This window comes from Azospirillum palustre (genome assembly GCF_002573965.1).
Classification (GTDB): domain Bacteria; phylum Pseudomonadota; class Alphaproteobacteria; order Azospirillales; family Azospirillaceae; genus Azospirillum; species Azospirillum palustre.
The window spans coordinates 289619-302648 of record NZ_PDKW01000038.1 but is presented as its reverse complement, the minus strand read 5'-3'; the positions used below and the strand labels follow the sequence as shown (position 1 = coordinate 302648).

Here is a 13030-nt window from a genome sequence, read left to right as displayed (position 1 = left end):
TAGGGGGCGGGCGAATTAATGGTTGTTTATGGCGATCACTCGAAATTCGTGCAGAATTTCCAAGTAAAACCCCACATGAATAAAAATTTATCCAGTCTTTAGTAGATCGGAACCATTAAAACCACGTAAAACCAGGGTCGTGCCTATGTCTATCCGGGTAACCCAATCTGTTGACATGCTACCTTTCGATAGGTTCTTTTGAGGCTGTGATAAGCATGTGACATCAGCGCAATTGCGTAAAAAACAATGCTTTATCTGCGCTTGCTCGACAATGGAGAATCCAATGCAGGCTTTGCTGATTGAGCCAGCCGATCTGATTGCCGACGCCATCGGCAAGCAACTCGCCCTGTGCAAGGTTAACCATGACCGCCTGGACCTGAATGGACTGCGCGATCTGGTGGGCGGGCATGGCTCCGTCGATATCACCCATGACGCGATCATCATCGGCGATGTCGGCGACACCGAAGCCTGCGTCGCCATGCTGCGCGCCCGCAACGTCACCGCCGCGATCATCTGCCTGATCGAGCGCCGCTGCGCCAACACCACCGCCGGCATCCTGCGGGCCGGGGCCGACGACGTGCTGGTGAAGCCGGTCGTCAGCACCGAAATCCGCGCCCGGCTGGAGGCGATCCGCCGCCGCTCCTACGGGCTGACCAGCAACGCGGTGACGGTGGGCCGCCTGACCGTCTTCCTCGACGGCCGCGATCCGGAGGTGGACGGCGAACGCCTGCGCCTCAGCCAGCGCGAACACGCCATCCTGTCGGTGCTGGCCCTCAACCACCGCCGCGTGGTGTCGAAAGAACACATCTATGAGGAGGTCTACGGTCTGTCCGGCTCCGACCCGCTCGACAAGGTGATCGACGTCTATATCTGCAAGCTGCGCAAGAAGATCGACACGGCGACCGGCGGCGGCCGCTACATCGAGACGGTCTATGGCCGCGGCTACAAGTTCGAGGCGCCGCCCGACCATGTCGCCCCCGACCGTGGCCAGCTGATGCTGGACCGCTGGTCGAACGCCGGCGCGCTGGCCGCTCCCCGCGTGCCCTTCATCCCGCCGGTGGTCTCCCGCGCCGCCGCCCGCGCCGTCGGGCGCTGATCGTTCGCTTCAAATCGTCTGCCCGCCGACCACCGAACGCCGTCTGCCGAAAACACCGTCCGCCCCGAACGCTTCCGATTTTTTACCCCGGCTTAAACCGGCCCGGTCATCCTCGAATTCGCCGCTCGCGCCCCCGCACAACAGATCGGGAAGGCCGGCGTGATTGGCCCCGGCGTCAGAAAGGCGCCATGCATCTCGCGAATGGAGATACCCATGGCCTCGATTATGACGAACACCTCCGCCATGACCGCGCTGCAGACCCTGCGTCGCGTGACCGGGGATCTGGAGACCACGCAGGACCGCATCTCGACCGGCCTGAAGGTCAACAACGCCAAGGACAATGCCGCCTACTGGTCGATCGCCACCACCATGAAGGCCGACGTCGCCGGCTTCAAGGCGGTCAAGGAATCGCTGGAGCTGGGGTCCGGCACCACCAACACCGCGTCGGTGGCGTCCAAGAACATCGTCGAGAACCTTCAGACGCTGAAGGCCCGCGTCATCGCCGGCCAGACCAACGGCGTCGACAAGTCGCTGATCCAGAACGACGTCGACCAGCTGGTGAAGCTGATCAAGGGTGCCGCCGCCGACGCCTCCTTCAACGGCGACAACCTGCTGCGCGTCACCTATTCGAACGACGGCACGGCCAAGGACAAGGACGTCTCGATCCTGGCCTCGCTGAGCCGCAGCGACGGGGCGGTCGATCCCAGCTACATCGAGTTCCAGCGCCAGGACATGCGCGTGGAATCGATCGTCGGCAAGGCGACCATCGAGCAGCAGGTCGATTCGACCAAGGCCCTGAAGGCGTCGGTCGGCATCACGCTGGGCGCGCCGGGCGCCACCTTCATCGACGGGCAGAATCTCGGCCTCAGCAGCCTGACGCTGACCGTCACCAACGAGGCCGGCGTCAAGACCGACGTCTCGGTCGATCTCAGCGCGCAGACCTACGACACCGATCTGGCGACCACCCAGACCAACATCACCACCGCCGTGAACACGGCGCTGACGGCGGCCGGCGCCGATTTCCAGGTGGCCTTCACCGGCGACAAGCTGGAATTCACCGACCAGGACAAGAACACCGACGGCAACTTCACCGCCAAGGTCTCGAACCTGTGGGTGAACTCGTCCGAAAGCGACGCCTTCGGCGGTCTGGCCGACCTGACCCAGATCGACGTGGTGAACAATGCGTCGGAATCACTGACGGTCATCAACAAGCTGCTCGACAGCGCCATCGGCAAGGCGGCGGTCATCGGTTCCATCGAGAACCGCGTGTCGGTGCAGAACGACTTCGTGTCGAAGCTGACCGACTCGATGAACAAGGGCATCGGCGCCCTGGTCGATGCCGACATGAACGAGGAATCGAGCCGCCTGCAGGCCCTTCAGGTCCAGCAGCAGCTCGCCATCCAGGCTCTGTCCATCGCCAACCAGGGTCCGCAGAACATCCTGTCGCTGTTCCGCTAAGTCCCCTCGTGGGCGGCGCCATCGTCCGAACCCCTGGACGATGGCGCCGCCCCGCCGGCCATGCCCGTTCACGACACCCGTCGCCGGACGGAGCGGCCATCCGCCTCCGCCATCAAACCCACCGCAACCGGTCCGGCTTCCCGCCGCCAAGGACCCCACCGCAGGGGTGCGCCCATGAGCATCGCCGCCTATCACCAGACCATCGCCGAGTGCGACGATCCGCGAAAGATCGAGTACCGGGTGTTCCTGCGGATCACCCTGGCGCTGGAGAACAACCGCGACGCCGACTGGCGCTCCGCCGCGCTGAAGGACGCGCTGTGGCGGAACCTGGAGCTGTGGAACACGCTCCGCGCCGACCTGCTGGAGGACGGCAACGCCCTGCCGGAGGCATTGCGCGCCGGACTGATTTCGCTCTCCTTCGCGGTGAACCGCAACACCCAGCGGGTTCTGCGCGGCGAGGGCGGCATCGACCTGCTGCTCCACATCAACCGCTCGGTGATGCAGGGCCTGCAAGGGGCGGCGCAAGCTGTTTCGCCCGCGCTGGAACTGGCGACGGAGGATCTGTCCTATGGCACTTAAGCTGCGCCTGAAGCCGTGCGAGCGGGTGGTGATCAACGGCTGCGTCGTGCAGAACGAGAACCGCCGCTACACCCTGACGATCTCCAACTTCGCCCAGATCATCCGCGGCAGCGACATCCTCCAGGAAGAGGATGCGGTGACCCCGGTGCGCCGCGCCTATTTCCTGATCCAGAGCATGCTGCTCGATCCCGAGGTCGCCGCCAACGGCAGCGGTGCCGTGGCGGCGATGATGGCGCAGCTCTACACCGCCTTCGCCCGCCCCGACATCCAGGACCGTATCGCCCGCGCCATGGGCCATGTCGGCGAGCGCGACTATTACAAGGCGCTGTCCGCCCTGCGTCCGGTGATGGAGTATGAAGGTACGCTGCTGGCGCCGCCGCCCGCCGCGTCCCCCTCTGCGACGCCTTCCGCCCCGGCGGCCTCCTTCCAGGCGGACGGGATCGGCCATCACGCGGGAGGATGACGCCATGCCGACCCCCGTCACCGGCGTGACCGGCCCGTCCGGCGACCGCGCCACCACCACCAGCGCCGACATCATCGCGGAAGCGCGCCAGCGTCAGGCCGACCGGCTGCGCGCCGCCCAGGCCGAGACGGCCAAGCCGGTGGAGGCGGTCGAGCGGGCCCAAAAGACCGCTGCCGCGAAAACGGATGCGGCCGACGCGGAGGCGAAGCACGCCGCCCGGCCCTACCGCGTCAACCTCGATCCCGACACGAGGCGGCTCTACACCGAGGTGCTCGACACCGCGACCGGGGAGGTCATCATGCGCATCCCCGCCGGCTACGGCGCCGAAACCGATGCGGCCGACGAGGATCCCGTCCTCCCGCAGGACAAGGACGGCCGGGGCGGGGAGGTCGAGGCATGACGACGCTCGTCGATCTGCGGATGGTCAGCAAGAACCACGACCGCTACGAACAGGCGGTGCGCAGCCGGCCGGCGGTGCAGCGCGCCATCACCTATTTCCAGGACAACATCGGCAAGATCGCCAGCACCGAAGACTTCATGAAGGACGACAAGCTCTACCGCTTCGTCCTCGACGCCTTCGACCTCGGTAGTCAGGCCAAGTCGCGCGGCCTGATCCGCAAGGTGCTGGAAGAAGGGGTGAGCGACCAGTATTCGACCGCCAACCGGATGAGCGACACCAAGTTCCGCGAGATGGCGACCATCCTGGGCTTCGCCGAGAATGGCGGCGCCAACCTGAAGCAGCCGGCCGTCGTCCAGGCCATCGTCGACCGCTATGTCGCCGTGACGCTGGAGGTGGAATCGGAGGACAGGAACCCGGCGGTGCGGCTCGGCCTCTATTTCCAGCGGCGGTCGGCGAACATCACCAACTGGTATCAGGTCATGGCCGACAATGCCCTGCGCAAGGTGGTCTACACCACGCTGGGGCTGCCCGACCAGACGGCGCTGCTGGATGTCGACAAGCAGAAGGCTCTCTTGGAAAAGCGGATGGACATCGCCGACCTCAAAAGCCCGGACAAGGTCGCCAAGTTCCTCGACCGCTTCGCCGCGATGTACGACATGCAGAACGGCAGCGCCGCCGCCACCGCCGCCATGCCGTCGATCGGGCCGATCTCCCGCAGCGGACGGGCCTCGGTCATCTCCATCGATCCGTCCATCACCATGACGCTGATGAGGTTCCCGCGCTTCTGACAGGGCCGCGGGGCTCGCCCGAGCGGGAGGAGTCCAGCCGTGCAGACGCCATCCGGCACCCCACCGGACCGCAGGTCCCGCGACCGCATCCGTCCGCCCGCCACCACCGGGGCCGCCGCCGTGGCTCTGCGCGGTGCGTCCGCGGAGGACGAGGATGACGGGCGTGACGCGCTGCACATCCTGCCGCTGTCGATCCTGCCGCTGGAAACGCCGGGGCTGCGCCGGGCGCGGCTGATCAAGAATGTCCGGCTGGAGACGGTGGCGGAGCTGTTCAACGACGCCCAGACCGGCAGCGGCCAGATCCGCATCGACCAGCTGTCGAAATGCTTCGGCATCGACGGCCCGGAATTCCGCCGCGACCTGCGCAAGATCGTGCAGATCGGCGAGGCGGCCAGCTTCGACGTCTACAGCCTGCGGCTGGAGCTGCGCCGCCTGAACATCGACGTGGAGGAGGCGGCGGCGCTCCGCCTGTCGGCCGCCAAGCGGGCCGAGCTGACCAGCTACATGCGCGTCTTCACCCGGCCGCTGGTGGAGCATGTCTATGGCGTGCAGGGGGCCGACATCGCCAGCATGGACGAACTGGTCCGCCTGTTCGCCCAGCCCGACGTGGAGGAGGCGCGGCGCCGCCTGCAGCTGACCGCCGACCGGCTCGACATTCCGCTGGGGGAGATCCCGGCCTTCCTTGAGGATTATGCCGACATCTTCCTGTCGCTGGCCTATTTCAAGCGCTGCCTGGACGACATCGTGCCCGATGTGCAGGGCTTCCTCGGCTGGATGGCGGAGCTGTATCAGGTCAGCGAGGTGCGCCGCGACGCCCGCCAGGGCCGCATGCTGGACGAGATCGGCCATGACCTGACCGACATCGCCACCTCGATCACCGGGCGCTTCGAGAGCTTCGACAACCGCTCCCGCGATTTCTGGCGCGACATCAACCCGGAGAGTTTCCGCAGCATCCGCGACCTGATCGTCACCCATCACCTGACCATCGGCGGGGTGCTGTGCGGCCTGGCGGTGAAGATGAATTTGTGGAAGCACCGCTTCTCGCGCGGCGGCGGCCCGGTGCGGCGGCTGGAGTTCATCCGCTCGGAAATCCTGCCGGGGCTGGCCCACATCAAGACCATCGAGCAGACCTCCCGCAACAACATGGGCTGGTGAGGGGGCGGCACAAATCTCGCTCCCACGCCCTTGTTTCGAGCGGCGAACTTCACATCTAACCGAGTGTCGGCGGTGACGCCGCGATCCAAGTACGATCCCGCGTGACGAGGCCATGTCCAGGCCGGCGCGGCAACTCCGGTGATCTTCCGTTGATCTAAGTTCCTCGGTTCGGCCCCCCGCTGCGGGAGTGCCGGCGCCATCCTCTCCGATCCCGTGACGCGCAGGCTGCCGCGACCCTCCCCCGTGCCGCGGCGCCGCCGGTGGGATCGGAGAGGACCCCCTTTTTCCCAATTCCGAGCGCAGCATCCGCCAAGGGTGCGCGCATGCCCCGCGCATCCGGCGTCGGGCGGCCACAAGGAACCCCATGGGTACGCATCAGAACACTGACTCCAAAACCATCCAAATCCAGCGGTCGAATTTGAGCCGCGCCCTCGTCCTGCACCCGGTCCTGCGCGGCGTGGAAAACGCCCGCAGCCCCGAAGCCTCGCTGGAGGAGGCGGTCGGTCTTGCTGCGGCCATCGGGCTCGAGGTGGCGCAGGCCGCCGTCGTCAAGGTCAGCCAGCCACGCCCGGCCACCCTGCTGGGCGGCGGCGCCATCGAGCAGCAGGCCAAGCTGCTGGAAGACGCGCGCGAGGCGGGCGAGGCCATCGACCTCGTCATCGTCGACCATCTGCTGACCCCGGTGCAGCAGCGCAATCTGGAACGGGCCTTCGGCGCCAAGGTCATCGACCGCACCGGCCTGATCCTGGAGATCTTCGGCGCCCGCGCCCGCACCCATGAAGGCCAGCTTCAGGTCGAGCTGGCGTCGCTGACCTACCAGAAGTCGCGGCTCGTCCGGTCCTGGACCCACCTTGAGCGCCAGCGCGGCGGCTTCGGCTTCCTCGGCGGCCCCGGCGAATCGCAGCTGGAGCTTGACCGCCGGCTGATCGGCAACCGCATCGTCAAGATCAAGCGGGAGCTGGACGACGTCCGCCGCACCCGCGGCCTGCACCGCAAGGCGCGCGCCAAGGTGCCCTATCCGGTGGTGGCGCTGGTCGGCTACACCAACGCCGGCAAGTCCACCCTGTTCAACCGGATGGCCGGCGCCGACGTGTTCGCGAAGGACCTGCTGTTCGCGACGCTGGATCCGACCATGCGGCAGGTCGTCCTGCCGTCGGGGCGCAAGGTGATCCTGTCCGACACGGTCGGTTTCATCTCCGACCTGCCGACCCATCTGGTCGCGGCCTTCCGTGCCACGCTGGAGGAGGTGCAGTCGGCCGACATCATCCTGCATGTCCGCGACATCGCCCACCCCGACACCGAAGCCCAGAAGGCCGACGTGGAGGCGATCCTGGCCGACCTCGGCATCGATCCGGAGCGCGACCCGCGCGTGGTCGAGGTCTCCAACAAGATCGATTTGCTGGCCGGGGCGGAGCGTGACGCCGTGCTTGCCCGTGCCGGGCGGGACGGCAACGCCTGTGCGCTGTCCGCCGCGACCGGTGAGCGTCTGGACACGCTGTTCGGCATCCTCGACGGGCGGATGACCGCCGGCCGCGAACTGGTGGAGCTGGATGTCGAGCATGGCGACGGGGCGACGCTCGCCTGGCTCTACGCCCATGGCGAGGTGGTCGGCCGCCGCGACGACGACAGCCACGCCCACCTGCACGTGGCCATCGAACCGGCGACGCTGGCCCGCCTGGGCCATCCGGGGCAGGGGCATGCCGCGGCCTGACCGCGATTGCCGGATTTCGAAAAATGAGGGGGGCTGCCGGAAACGGCGGCCCCTTTTCCTATGTGGTCCTCGAACCTCTGTGTGAACTGCCGGACCGGTTCATCAATACAGTCTATGACCATCTTCATAAAGAGACGGTATTCCAAAGGATTTTTGCACCGATTTGAAAATCAGTTCCGCAGACTGTCCAGAGTGCGGAGGCTAAGTTGTTTGACCGGACCGCGCGAATATGTATGATCCGGCGCTCGATTTTGTGCGGACGCGCGACTCCCGTTGTGCGAGCAATATGCGCCCGGTTGCCGATTGCCGGCTTTTCTCTCCGGGCCCGCAACATTCACTCATCCGCTTCGTTGTGCCGTGAGCGTCTCGTCACGCTTGCGCTAGGGCGGGCTTGTTTCGGAGTGCCATCATGCAAGGAATCAACAAGACGGTATCCTTCACTGCCGGAGGATTGATTCTGTTCTTCGTCGCGGTCGCGTCGCTGTTCACCGAGTCCTTCGGCGCCCGGGTGTCGGCGGTCCAGGCGGCCATCGTCGGTAATTTCGGCTGGTTCTATGTGCTGAGCGTGGCGGGCTTCCTGCTGTTCACCCTCTGGCTTTTCCTCAGCCCCTACAGCGCGATCAAGCTGGGCAAGGACGATGACGAGCCGGAATTCAGCTACCCCACATGGTTCGCTATGCTGTTCAGCGCCGGCATGGGCATCGGCCTGCTGTTCTACGGCGTGGCCGAGCCGATGCTCCACTTCGCCAATCCGCGCATCGGCGAGGGCGGAACCCCGGACGCCGCGCGCGAGGCGATGAACCTGGCCTTCCTGCATTGGGGCCTGCATGCCTGGGGCATCTACATCGTCGTCGGGCTGGCGCTCGGCTATTTCGCCTATCGCCACGATCTGCCGCTGACCATCCGCTCGGCGCTCTACCCGCTGCTCGGCGACCGCATCCGCGGCTGGCCGGGTCACATCGTCGACATCACCGCAATCGTCGGCACCCTGTTCGGCATCGCCACCTCGCTCGGCCTCGGCGTCACCCAGATCAATGCCGGCTTCGCCTATCTCGGCCTGCTCGGCGTCGGCACGACGCAGCAGATGGTGCTGCTCGTGGTCATCACCGCAATCGCCACCGTGTCCGCCGTCAGCGGCGTCGGCAAGGGCATCCGCCGCCTGAGCGAGCTGAACATGCTGGGCGGGCTTCTGCTGCTGGCCTTCGTCTTCCTGCTCGGCCCGACGGTGTTCCTGCTCTCCACCCTGGTGGAGAATATCGGCCGCTATCTGTGGACGCTTCCCTACACCAGCTTCCGCACGCTGCCCTATTCCGGTGCGGAGTGGCAGGCGAGCTGGACGATGTTCTATTGGGGCTGGTGGATTTCCTGGGCGCCCTTCGTCGGCATGTTCATCGCCCGCGTGTCGCGCGGCCGCACCATCCGCGAATTCATCGGCGGCGTGCTGTTCGCCCCGGTCGCCCTGACCTTCGTCTGGTTCACCGTCTTCGGCGAGACCGCCATCCACATGGAGATGTTCGACGGCGGCGGCATGGCCAAGGCGGTGGCCGACAGCGTGCCGACGGCGCTGTTCGTGATGCTGGACCGGCTGCCGCTGAGCACGATCACCTCCGCCCTCGGCACGCTGATGGTCGTTTGCTTCTTCGTCACCTCGGCCGATTCCGGGGCGCTGGTCATCGACATCATCGGTTCCGGCGGCAACCAGGATCCGCCCATCGCGACCCGCATCTTCTGGGCGGTGCTGTCGGGCGCCGTCGCCGCCGTGCTGCTGCTGGTCGGCGGGTTGCAGGCGCTGCAGACGGCGGCGGTGACCACGGCGCTGCCCTTCACCATCGTCATGGTGCTGATGTGCGTCAGCCTGGTGATCAGCCTGCGCGAGGAGCGCGGCATCTTGCGGGACCGCCGCACCGTCCGCGAATCGCTGGCGCCCGGCGCGGAGGCGGAGGCTATGCCGGCACTGCCCGCCGCCGGGGACGACTGGCGCCAGCGGCTCGGCGCCATGGTCGGCCGCCGCACGGCGGTGCAGGTCGCCATTCCCCCCGGCGGCGGCGCTGCCCGGCGCGAGGTGGCCCGCTTCATCGCCGAGACGGTCCAGCCGGCCTTGCGCGACGTGGCGGTGGAGCTGGAACGGCTGGGCCGGCGGGTGGAGATCGAGTCCTCGGCCTTCAGCGCCGGCCTGACCGTCCTGCGCGACGGGCAGGAGGAGTTCTCCTATACCATCCGCGCCCGCGCCTATCACCCGCTGACCCTGGCCCTGCCGGCGCTGGAGGACGACACCGACCCCTGGCAGCGCCGGGTCGAGGTGATCCTGCGCGGCGGCCTGCACAAGCAGCTGCCCCCCGACCGCACCAGCCGCGAGGCGATCACGCAGGACGTCGTTCACGAATACGGCAAATGGCTGGGGTGGTGACCGCAGGCGACGGCGATCCGCCCGCTCTATCCGCCTGATGGCGGCGGGCGGGACACCACGTAAGCGGCGGCACCCATCATGACCAGCCCGGTGCCGGCGAGCACCGGGTAGCCGGGGGACGACAGGGCCAGGACGGCGAAGCTGGACGACATGCCGCCGACCGCCATGACCTTCGCCTTCACCGGAATGGCGCCGCGGTCCTGCCACTCGCGGATGGCGCGGCCGAACCGCGGGTCGTTGCGCATCCGCTCGCGCAGTTCGGGATTGCCGCGGGCATAGGCCCAGCCGGCGACCAGCAGGAAGGGGACGGTGGGCAGGATCGGCAGGAAGGCCCCGGCGGTGGCCAGCCCCACCGCGCCATGGCCGACCAGCAGCCACAGCCGCCGCCGTCCCTTTCCCATGCCGTTGCCTGCATCCATCGTCCGACCGCCCGCTCCGAAGCCTCCCGGTTCCGGATCATTGAACCGCGCCCGGCGGTGCCGCGCAAGCTGGGGTTGGTCACGACGCCGTGCGCGCCATCCCCGGCGTGGCCGACCTGGCCGTCGCCTCCAGGCTGTACAGCTTCGCCAGCAGCTGCGGCGCCGGCTGTTCGGTTCCCGCCGGTGCCCCTGCTGTCGCCGCCGTTTCCGCCGCCGGTGCCGATTTGCGGCGCAGGGCCTCCGCCAGCGATTGCGGGGAGGGCAGGGCGGGATCGCCGCCGCTGCCACCGCCCATCCAGGGCAGCATCCCTGCCGGCGGCTGCTCCGCCGCGGCGGTCTCCGCCCCCTCCTCCAGCAGGCTGCCGATATGGCCAAGCACGCTGTCGCCGGTAACCTCCTCGAAGGCGACCATGGCGGCGGTGCCGATCAGGCCGGGCAGCCCGCCGAACAGGAAGCCGCCGGCCAGCCGCGCCGGGATCGAAATCTCCTCGCCCGTCGCCTCGCGGTAGACCGACGACACCACCGGCAATTGCTGGAGCGGGTTGACCACGTCGAGCAGATCGTCGAAGCCGACGCTCATCCTGTCGGCCAGCGTCTCCTCCGGCTCGGCGGCGGCCTTGCGCTGGGCGGTCGGCGGGCTGACGGCCTGGGCGGCCAGTCTCCTGTCGATGGTTGGGGTATTGACGCTCATGCGTGGTCTCCGAGGGCGGCGAGCAGCGACTCCAGCCGGGCGAAGCTGTCGGCGGAGGGGGAGGGGTCGTCCTTGCCCTGGCGCAGGAAATCCTCCAGCCGGGGGTGCAGGTCGATGGCGGCGTCGGTCTCCGGATCGGTGCCGCGCTTGTAGGCGCCGAGCCGGATCATCTCCTTCATGCCGTCATAGCCGGCGGCCAGCGCGCGGGCGCGGCCGACGATGCGGTTCTCGCGCGCGTCGTGGCAGCCGGGCAGGCTGCGCGACACGCTGCGCAGCAGGTTGACGGCGGGATAGCGCCCCTGCTCGGCGATCCTGCGGTCGAGCACCAGATGCCCGTCGAGGATGCCGCGCACCGCGTCGGCGATGGGTTCGTCATGGTCGTCGCCATCGACCAGAACGGTGAAGATGGCGGTGATGTCGCCGTCTCCAGAGCCTTCGGGACCGGGACCGGCGCGTTCCAGCAGGCGGGGCAGTTCGGCGAAGACGCTGGGCGGATAGCTCTTGGCGGTCGGCGGCTCGCCGGCGGCCAGCCCGATCTCGCGCTGGGCCATGGCGAAGCGGGTGACGCTGTCCATCAGGCACAGCACATGCTTTCCCTGGTCCCTCATCTCCTCCGCCACCGTCATGGTCAGCAGTGCCGCCTGCCGGCGCATCAGCGGCGGCTCGTCCGAGGTAGCAACGATAACGACGGAGCGCGCCAGCCCCTCCGGCCCCAGATCGTCCTGGATGAATTCGCGCACCTCGCGCCCGCGCTCGCCGATCAGGCCGATGACGATGGCGTCAGCCTCGGCATGGCGGGCGACCATCGCCAGCAGCGTCGATTTGCCGACGCCCGACCCGGCGAACACGCCCAGCCGCTGGCCGCGGCAGAGCGGCACGAAGCTGTCGATTACCCGGATGCCGCTGTCCAGCCGCGCCCCCACCCGGCGGCGGGCGCAGGCGGCCGGCGGCGGCTGGCGCAAGGATCGCGGATGCTCGCCGTTCGCCAGCGGCCCCTTGCCGTCGATCGGCTCGCCCAGCGCATTCACCACCCGGCCGAGCCAGCCCGGACCGGGCCTGAGCGTGAAGGCGGTGTCGTCGGTGACGGCGGCACAGCCCTCCGCCACGCCGTCGAGGCTGTCGAACGCCATCAGCAGCGAGCGGCCGTTGCGGAAGCCGATGGTCTCGCACAGCACGCGCCCGCCGCGGACGGTCTCCGCATGGCATTTGTCGCCGACCGACAGCACGCGCTGCAACCCGTCGACCTCCAGCGTCATGCCGGCGGCAGAGCGGATTTCCCCGCGCCACCGGCGCGTCGGCAGCCGGTCGAATTCCGCGGCCAGGGTGGCGAGTGCCCGCATCGCTTCTGTCTCCACCATGTCCATCGATGGAATCAGCCTAGAGCAGCGAATTTAAATCCGGTTTTAAACGGGCGCGGTCATCGTCCGGCACAGTGTTCCGGCAAGTTGTGATAGACCGAGGTCGCAATGGATTTGGGTAAAATTGGTTTCTTTCAGCTTGCCGGCACGCGGCTGGACTATCTGGCGCAGCGGCAGAAGCTGGTCGCCGAGAATGTGGTGAACGCCAACACGCCCGACTACCAGGCGCGCGACCTGAAACCCTTCGACAGCGTGATGGACGGCATCCGCCCGGTGGAGACCGCCCGCACCTCCGGCCTGCATCTGGCGAGCACCCGCTCCACCGCCGGCTTCCGCGAGGAGGGCAGGGCCGCCCTGTGGGAATCGACGCCCAGCGGCAACGCGGTGTCGCTGGAGCAGGAGATGATCAAGGGCAGCGAGACCCGCGACGCCTTCGCGCTGACCACCAGCCTGTTCCAGCGCAATGTGCAGATGCTGCGCATGGCCTGGAAGAACGGTTGACGGT

The 13030-nt window shown here is 67.6% G+C and carries 13 protein-coding genes; 10 read left to right on the top strand and 3 right to left on the bottom strand.

All coding sequences use genetic code 11. The features are described from left to right. Positions 1-283: 283 nt before the first annotated feature. From CRT60_RS05160 to CRT60_RS05120, 9 genes are all read left to right on the top strand, one after another. Positions 284-1096, top strand: a complete 813-nt coding sequence (locus CRT60_RS05160; RefSeq protein ID WP_098735371.1) for a winged helix-turn-helix domain-containing protein — start codon at positions 284-286, stop codon at positions 1094-1096. A 213-nt stretch (positions 1097-1309) separates the two neighbouring features. Continuing rightward, a complete protein-coding gene (locus CRT60_RS37470; protein WP_098735370.1) occupies positions 1310-2554 on the top strand; it encodes a flagellin N-terminal helical domain-containing protein in 1245 nt (414 codons plus the stop codon). Positions 2555-2728: 174 nt separating this feature from the next. Next, a complete protein-coding gene (locus CRT60_RS05150; RefSeq protein WP_098735369.1) occupies positions 2729-3133 on the top strand; it encodes a flagellar biosynthesis regulator FlaF in 405 nt (134 codons plus the stop codon). Beyond that, the gene (locus tag CRT60_RS05145) at positions 3123-3596 is read left to right on the top strand and encodes a flagellar biosynthesis repressor FlbT (RefSeq protein ID WP_098735368.1); all 474 of its coding nucleotides are present in this window, start codon (positions 3123-3125) and stop codon (positions 3594-3596) included. The genes CRT60_RS05150 and CRT60_RS05145 overlap by 11 nt, the downstream gene beginning before the upstream one ends. Positions 3597-3600: 4 nt before the next feature. Then, complete coding sequence (locus CRT60_RS05140) at positions 3601-3996, top strand: flagellar protein FlaG (RefSeq protein ID WP_098735367.1); 396 nt, start codon at positions 3601-3603, stop codon at positions 3994-3996. Beyond that, positions 3993-4784 (top strand): DUF1217 domain-containing protein, encoded by a 792-nt coding sequence (locus tag CRT60_RS05135; RefSeq protein WP_098735366.1) that lies wholly within the window; start codon positions 3993-3995, stop codon positions 4782-4784. The genes CRT60_RS05140 and CRT60_RS05135 overlap by 4 nt, the downstream gene beginning before the upstream one ends. Positions 4785-4823: 39 nt before the next feature. Continuing rightward, positions 4824-5939 (top strand): hypothetical protein, encoded by a 1116-nt coding sequence (locus tag CRT60_RS05130; protein WP_098735365.1) that lies wholly within the window; start codon positions 4824-4826, stop codon positions 5937-5939. A gap of 364 nt (positions 5940-6303) precedes the next feature. Beyond that, the gene (gene hflX / locus CRT60_RS05125; protein ID WP_098735364.1) at positions 6304-7650 is read left to right on the top strand and encodes a GTPase HflX; all 1347 of its coding nucleotides are present in this window, start codon (positions 6304-6306) and stop codon (positions 7648-7650) included. Positions 7651-8059: 409 nt separating this feature from the next. After that, positions 8060-10057: a BCCT family transporter gene (locus CRT60_RS05120; protein ID WP_098735363.1), complete on the top strand. Its 1998-nt coding sequence runs from the start codon at positions 8060-8062 to the stop codon at positions 10055-10057. A 26-nt stretch (positions 10058-10083) separates the two neighbouring features. Here CRT60_RS05120 and CRT60_RS05115 read toward each other — a convergent pair whose 3' ends face one another. From CRT60_RS05115 to fliI, 3 genes are all read right to left on the bottom strand, one after another. Then, a complete protein-coding gene (locus CRT60_RS05115; protein WP_244592283.1) occupies positions 10084-10458 on the bottom strand; it encodes a YbaN family protein in 375 nt (124 codons plus the stop codon). A gap of 97 nt (positions 10459-10555) precedes the next feature. Beyond that, positions 10556-11167 carry a hypothetical protein gene (locus CRT60_RS05110; RefSeq protein ID WP_098735361.1) on the bottom strand — a complete coding sequence of 204 codons (612 nt, stop codon included), beginning with the start codon at positions 11165-11167 and terminating at the stop codon, positions 10556-10558. Then, complete coding sequence (gene fliI, locus CRT60_RS05105) at positions 11164-12507, bottom strand: flagellar protein export ATPase FliI (protein WP_098735360.1); 1344 nt, start codon at positions 12505-12507, stop codon at positions 11164-11166. The genes CRT60_RS05110 and fliI overlap by 4 nt, the downstream gene beginning before the upstream one ends. Positions 12508-12633: 126 nt before the next feature. Between fliI and CRT60_RS05100 the strand changes: the two genes are divergently transcribed. Continuing rightward, positions 12634-13026, top strand: a complete 393-nt coding sequence (locus CRT60_RS05100) for a flagellar biosynthesis protein FlgG (RefSeq protein ID WP_098735359.1) — start codon at positions 12634-12636, stop codon at positions 13024-13026. Positions 13027-13030 lie beyond the last annotated feature (4 nt).

Excerpts from the sequence above, each read along its gene's own strand:
- CRT60_RS05160 (WP_098735371.1), top strand. The coding sequence starts at position 284 with ATGCAGGCTTTGCTGATTGAGCCAGCCGATCTGATTGCCGACGCCATC.
- CRT60_RS37470 (WP_098735370.1), top strand. The coding sequence starts at position 1,310 with ATGGCCTCGATTATGACGAACACCTCCGCCATGACCGCGCTGCAGACC.
- CRT60_RS05150 (WP_098735369.1), top strand. The coding sequence starts at position 2,729 with ATGAGCATCGCCGCCTATCACCAGACCATCGCCGAGTGCGACGATCCG.
- CRT60_RS05145 (WP_098735368.1), top strand. The coding sequence starts at position 3,123 with ATGGCACTTAAGCTGCGCCTGAAGCCGTGCGAGCGGGTGGTGATCAAC.
- CRT60_RS05140 (WP_098735367.1), top strand. The coding sequence starts at position 3,601 with ATGCCGACCCCCGTCACCGGCGTGACCGGCCCGTCCGGCGACCGCGCC.
- CRT60_RS05135 (WP_098735366.1), top strand. The coding sequence starts at position 3,993 with ATGACGACGCTCGTCGATCTGCGGATGGTCAGCAAGAACCACGACCGC.
- hflX (WP_098735364.1), top strand. The coding sequence starts at position 6,304 with ATGGGTACGCATCAGAACACTGACTCCAAAACCATCCAAATCCAGCGG.
- CRT60_RS05120 (WP_098735363.1), top strand. The coding sequence starts at position 8,060 with ATGCAAGGAATCAACAAGACGGTATCCTTCACTGCCGGAGGATTGATT.
- CRT60_RS05115 (WP_244592283.1), bottom strand. The coding sequence starts at position 10,458 with ATGGGAAAGGGACGGCGGCGGCTGTGGCTGCTGGTCGGCCATGGCGCG.
- CRT60_RS05110 (WP_098735361.1), bottom strand. The coding sequence starts at position 11,167 with ATGAGCGTCAATACCCCAACCATCGACAGGAGACTGGCCGCCCAGGCC.
- fliI (WP_098735360.1), bottom strand. The coding sequence starts at position 12,507 with ATGCGGGCACTCGCCACCCTGGCCGCGGAATTCGACCGGCTGCCGACG.
- CRT60_RS05100 (WP_098735359.1), top strand. The coding sequence starts at position 12,634 with ATGGATTTGGGTAAAATTGGTTTCTTTCAGCTTGCCGGCACGCGGCTG.